Below are 5318 nucleotides of genomic sequence, written 5' to 3' on the forward strand. Positions count from 1 at the left end.
ATTTAACTCATTCCAAAAATTTTTTGCATAATTAAATAATAATTTATTCCCATCCTCAAGCCAATCTTTAACTTGATATTGTGTTCCTGAATGTATATTCTGTTGTTGACTAACTCCAAAAATTTTATTTAATTCTTCTAATGCTTCTTTCGCATCTTGATAGCGTTGTTTCCAATAATAACGCACCATTTTAGTGATGAAATGAGCGAATTTATCACTTACTTGAGATCCATAGTGCCAAAGAATCTCTCCATCTTGATCGTCTGGCAAGGAATGAGGAGGAAGTCCAATTAAAGCCTGAATTGCTGTCATCCCCAAAGCATAAATATCACTACTTAATTTAGGTTTACCTGCCTTCTGTTCTGCTGGCGTATATCCTTCTGTATAAACACCAACAGTTTTACTGGTAAACCCTGATTTCATAGCAATAGTAGTATTAATCTGTTTCACCACCCCAAAATCAATTAATACTAACTTCCCATCTTTACGCCGCATAATATTGGCTGGTTTAATATCCCGATGAATTACATTATTTTCATGGACATAAACCAAGATTTCTAAAACATCTCGTAAAAGTTGAATTACTTCCCCTTCACCCAGCTTTTTACCAGGTGTTATTTCTTCAGTTAAATCATGTCCATCAATAAATTCTTGAATCAAATAAAATTCTTGACCTTCCTGAAAATGGGCATACAATTTAGGAATTTGATCGTGATTTTCTCCTAGTTTATATAATATTTGTGCTTCTTGTTCAAATAAACGGATACTATTCATATCAATCTCTGTAGATTTTAAACGTTTAACTACACAAACTGGTTTAGGAGTTACGGGAATATCTAAATCTTCTGCACGGTATGTTTCACAAAACCCACCCTCACCCAATTTTTTGATAATTCTGTAACGTTGACGGAGAATATTACCAATCATAGAAATATATTTTTATAACCCTGGTTATTAAATTCTAGCATCAAGAGCAATGGACTTTTACAAGATTACGCAAACTTTAGATGGGTAGGGGTTTAGCAGTGCTAAACCCTTACCGATAAAATCAGCTTGACTCAATTATTAATATGGCCAAGTCCAATCACGAATTTCTGGCATATCTTCACCGTGTTTCTGGATATAATGCTGATGTGAAATCAACTTATCTTGCAATTTTTGCTTCACATAAGCTGCTTTAGAACCTAATTTTGGAACACGGTCAATCACATCCATAACCAAGTGGAATCTATCTAAATCATTCATCACTACCATATCAAAAGGTGTGGTTGTTGTTCCCTCTTCTTTATAACCACGCACATGAATATTGTGGTGATTTGTATGCCGATAGGTGAGACGATGAATTAACCAAGGATAACCATGAAAAGCAAAAATCACAGGTTTATCAGTTGTGAAAATCGTATCAAAATCCTTACTACTTAAACCGTGAGGATGTTCACTTTGTGGTTGTAGTGTCATTAAATCCACAACATTGACAACCCGCACTTTTAAATCTGGGAAATGTTGTCTTAAAATATCCACAGCCGCTAAAGTCTCCAAAGTCGGAACATCTCCAGCACAAGCCATAACTACATCAGTTTCACTGTCTTGATCATTACTTGCCCATTCCCAAATTCCTAAACCTTTAGTACAATGTTTAATTGCAGAATCCATGTCTAAATATTGTAATGCTGGTTGTTTACCAGCCACAATGACATTGACATAATTCCGACTTCTTAAACAATGGTCGGTTACTGATAATAAAGTATTAGCATCAGGTGGCAGATAAACACGAATAATTTCGGCTTTTTTGTTAATTACGTGGTCAATAAACCCAGGATCTTGGTGAGAGAACCCGTTATGATCTTGTCGCCAAACGTGGGAAGTGAGAAGATAATTTAAAGATGCAATTGGTCTTCTCCAAGTAATATGACGAGTCGTTTTCAACCATTTGGCGTGTTGGTTGAACATCGAATCAATGATGTGAATAAAAGCTTCATAACAGGAGAAGAAACCATGACGACCTGTTAATAAATAGCCTTCTAACCATCCTTGACAATTGGTTTCGCTGAGGATTTCCATTACTCGACCGTCCGGTGATAAATGGTCATCTTCGGGGAGAGTTTCCGCATCCCAAGCGCGATTTGTCACTTCAAATAAAGGATCTAGCCGATTTGAGGCGGTTTCGTCAGGACCAAAAACGCGGAAGTTGCGGCTTTCGTCGTTCAGTTTCATAATGTCACGGAGAAACTTACCAGTAACTTTGGTAGCTTCGGCGTTAACTGTCCCTGGTTGGGGTACTTCTACAGCGTAGTTGGAGAAATCAGGCATTTTCAAGTCACGCAGCAAAATTCCGCCGTTAGCGTGGGGGTTGTCTCCCATGCGACGCTGACCTTTGGGTGCTAATTCTGCAAGTTCAGGAATGAGTTGACCCTTTTCATTAAACAGTTCTTCAGGATTGTAACTTTTTAGCCAATCTTCCAGCAGTTGCAGATGTTCCGGTTTACCAGCTATATCACTAAAGGGGACTTGGTGCGATCGCCAATAACCTTCTGTTTTCTTCCCGTCCACTTCCTTGGGACCCGTCCAACCTTTAGGAGTGCGTAAAACAATCATCGGCCACTGCGGTCTTTCTTGGCAACCATGTATCCGCGCTTCTCTTTGAATACTTTGAATTTCTGGAATGATTGTATCTAATACTGCTGCCATTTGTTGGTGAACTTCCGCAGGGTCACCACCTTCCACAAAGTAAGGTTTATAGCCATAGCCGATAAATAGGCTTTCTAACTCTTCATGAGGTATCCGTGCTAATACGGTTGGGTTGGCAATTTTGTAACCATTTAAATGCAGAATTGGTAAAACCGCACCATCAGTAACCGGGTTAATAAATTTGTTAGAATGCCAGCTAGTTGCCAAAGGTCCAGTTTCCGCTTCTCCGTCACCGACAACCGCCGCAACTATCAAATCAGGGTTATCAAATACCGCCCCATAAGCGTGAACTAAAGCATAACCTAATTCTCCCCCCTCATGGATAGAACCAGGGGTTTCTGGGGCGACGTGGCTGGGAATACCACCAGGAAAGGAAAATTGTTTGAATAGTTTTTGCATTCCCTCTTCATTTTGGGAAATGTTAGGGTAATATTCACTATATGTTCCTTCTAAGTATGTATTGGCAACAAGTCCGGGTCCACCATGTCCGGGTCCAGCTATGTAAATTGCATTGAGATCGTATTTTTTAATAACTCTGTTAAAGTGGGCATAAATCAAGTTCAGCCCTGGAGTAGTTCCCCAATGTCCTAAGAGTCGAGGTTTGACGTGTTCTTGTTTGAGGGGTTCCCTTAGTAAAGGATTGTCAAGAAGGTAAATTTGTCCCACAGACAGATAGTTAGCAGCACGCCAATAAGCATTGATTTGTTGCAATTCTTTGTCTGTTAAAGGCTTGATCTGTGGAATACTGGCAATAGTCATTTCCAACCCCAATGTAAAGTATTTGCACCAATCAATTTTAAACCCCATTGTCAAGAAGTAGGGGCGCAGGGCTTTCTAAGTATCAGAAAAACAACGAAAATATCGGCGAGAAAAATACTTCGATATCCGCGATAAAATTCTCAAGCACAAATCACAGATTATTCATGATAGAAACCGACTGGAAGACCGTCAAAACCTACGAAGACATCATCTACCAAAAAACCGACGGTATCGCCAAAATCACTATTAACCGTCCCCACAAACGTAACGCATTCCGTCCAAAAACCGTATTTGAACTATACGAAGCCTTTTGGGATGCTAAAGAAGATACCACCATTGGCGTAGTCCTATTTACAGGTGCAGGACCTCATACAGATGGAAAATATGCCTTTTGTTCAGGTGGTGATCAAAGTGTGCGTGGACAAGCAGGTTATGTAGACGAAACCGGAATCCCCCGGTTAAACGTCTTAGACTTGCAACGTCTCATTCGTTCCATTCCCAAAGTCGTTATTGCCCTAGTCGCGGGTTATGCTATTGGTGGGGGTCATGTTCTCCATTTAATTTGTGATTTAACTATTGCGGCTGATAATGCCATTTTTGGGCAAACAGGACCCAAAGTAGGGAGTTTTGATGGTGGTTTTGGTGCTAGTTATTTAGCCAGAATAGTAGGACAAAAAAAAGCCAGGGAAATATGGTTTCTCTGTCGTCAATATAACGCCCAAGAAGCCCTAGAAATGGGCTTGGTTAATACTGTCGTCCCTGTAGAACAACTAGAAACAGAAGGCGTACAATGGGCGCAAGAAGTATTAGAAAAAAGTCCCATAGCTATTCGTTGTCTGAAATCAGCATTTAACGCTGACTGTGACGGACAAGCTGGTTTACAAGAATTGTCTGGTAACGCTACTCTACTTTATTACATGACAGAAGAAGGAGCAGAAGGAAAACAAGCCTTTTTGGAAAAGCGTCCCCCTAACTTCCGAGATTTTCCTTGGTTGCCTTAAATTGATTTGATAATGAAACTTTACTCATAAGAGTCTCAATCTTTCTTTGTTCTCCTGACTCTTGACTGGGCGCAGGATCTGCGCCCCTACGTCCTGCTATATAAGTAATTGGACAAAAATATTTACAGTCATTGCGAGGGAAGGGAAGCAATCACAACCCTGGCAATTGCTTCATTTCACTTCGTTTCCTATGGCTAACGCCACGCTGCGCTAACGCAATAACATTGTGTAATTAATTCTGTCTCACTACTTACCAAAATCGCACCTGTTGTGGAAGGTGCGATTTCTAAAGATGTCAAAATTGGAAACACTAACAAATTGCCAGTCAAATTTTATTAGGGTGGACAGAAAATTGATGTCCGTAATCATGAATAGTTAAATGAGTACGCTTTGATTTTTCACTTCTTGTGTAGCGGCAGCAGGAATGTCTTCGACAGAGACTACTGTAACATGATCCAAATCGGTCTGGAGAGTTTGAGCAGCCGCAAAAACAGGTTTGGCTACTGGTAAACTCCAAGCATCTTCTAAAGTTTCCCAAGCAGGTGCAAAAGCGGACATGACGAAAGGACAAGCTTTCCAGACCCCTTGTACTGGTGCGCTCAATTTTTCACACATACCACCACGACGACCTTGTGGCTGGTAATAACGACAATAACGACAGGTAGATGTTAAACGCTTAATTAGTTTCATGTGCCTTCATCTTCAGTACCATTCAGGACTACTTATCACACTTATATATCTTGCTTCTTAATCAAAATAGGCATGAAGGGTAAAAAATCATTGTTGGATATAGGTTCTAGCGATTATTAACCATAAATAAACTTTAGGATATCTTTAGATTCTTGTTATATATGTAAATAATTATTAGAG

At 39.8% G+C, this 5318-nt stretch carries 4 protein-coding genes; 1 reads left to right on the forward strand and 3 read right to left on the reverse strand.

Features of this window, described 5'->3' with window-relative positions:
* A partial coding sequence (locus IQ228_RS20370; RefSeq protein ID WP_193964179.1) for a serine/threonine-protein kinase occupies positions 1–927 on the reverse strand: 927 nt, incomplete at its 3' end.
* 138 nt (positions 928–1065) lie between these two features.
* Positions 1066–3447, reverse strand: a complete 2382-nt coding sequence (locus IQ228_RS20375; protein WP_193964180.1) for a phosphoketolase — start codon at positions 3445–3447, stop codon at positions 1066–1068.
* A gap of 164 nt (positions 3448–3611) precedes the next feature.
* Here IQ228_RS20375 and menB point away from each other — a divergent pair, with 164 nt between their 5' ends.
* Complete coding sequence (gene menB, locus IQ228_RS20380) at positions 3612–4448, forward strand: 1,4-dihydroxy-2-naphthoyl-CoA synthase (RefSeq protein ID WP_035082730.1); 837 nt, start codon at positions 3612–3614, stop codon at positions 4446–4448.
* Positions 4449–4823: 375 nt separating this feature from the next.
* On the opposite strand, the gene IQ228_RS20385 is transcribed toward menB, so the two are convergent.
* Positions 4824–5138 carry a hypothetical protein gene (locus IQ228_RS20385; protein ID WP_027403970.1) on the reverse strand — a complete coding sequence of 105 codons (315 nt, stop codon included), beginning with the start codon at positions 5136–5138 and terminating at the stop codon, positions 4824–4826.
* Between the last annotated feature and the right edge of the window lie 180 nt (positions 5139–5318).

The sequence above is a fragment of the Dolichospermum sp. LEGE 00246 genome (genome assembly GCF_015207865.1).
GTDB lineage: Bacteria > Cyanobacteriota > Cyanobacteriia > Cyanobacteriales > Nostocaceae > Dolichospermum > Dolichospermum heterosporum.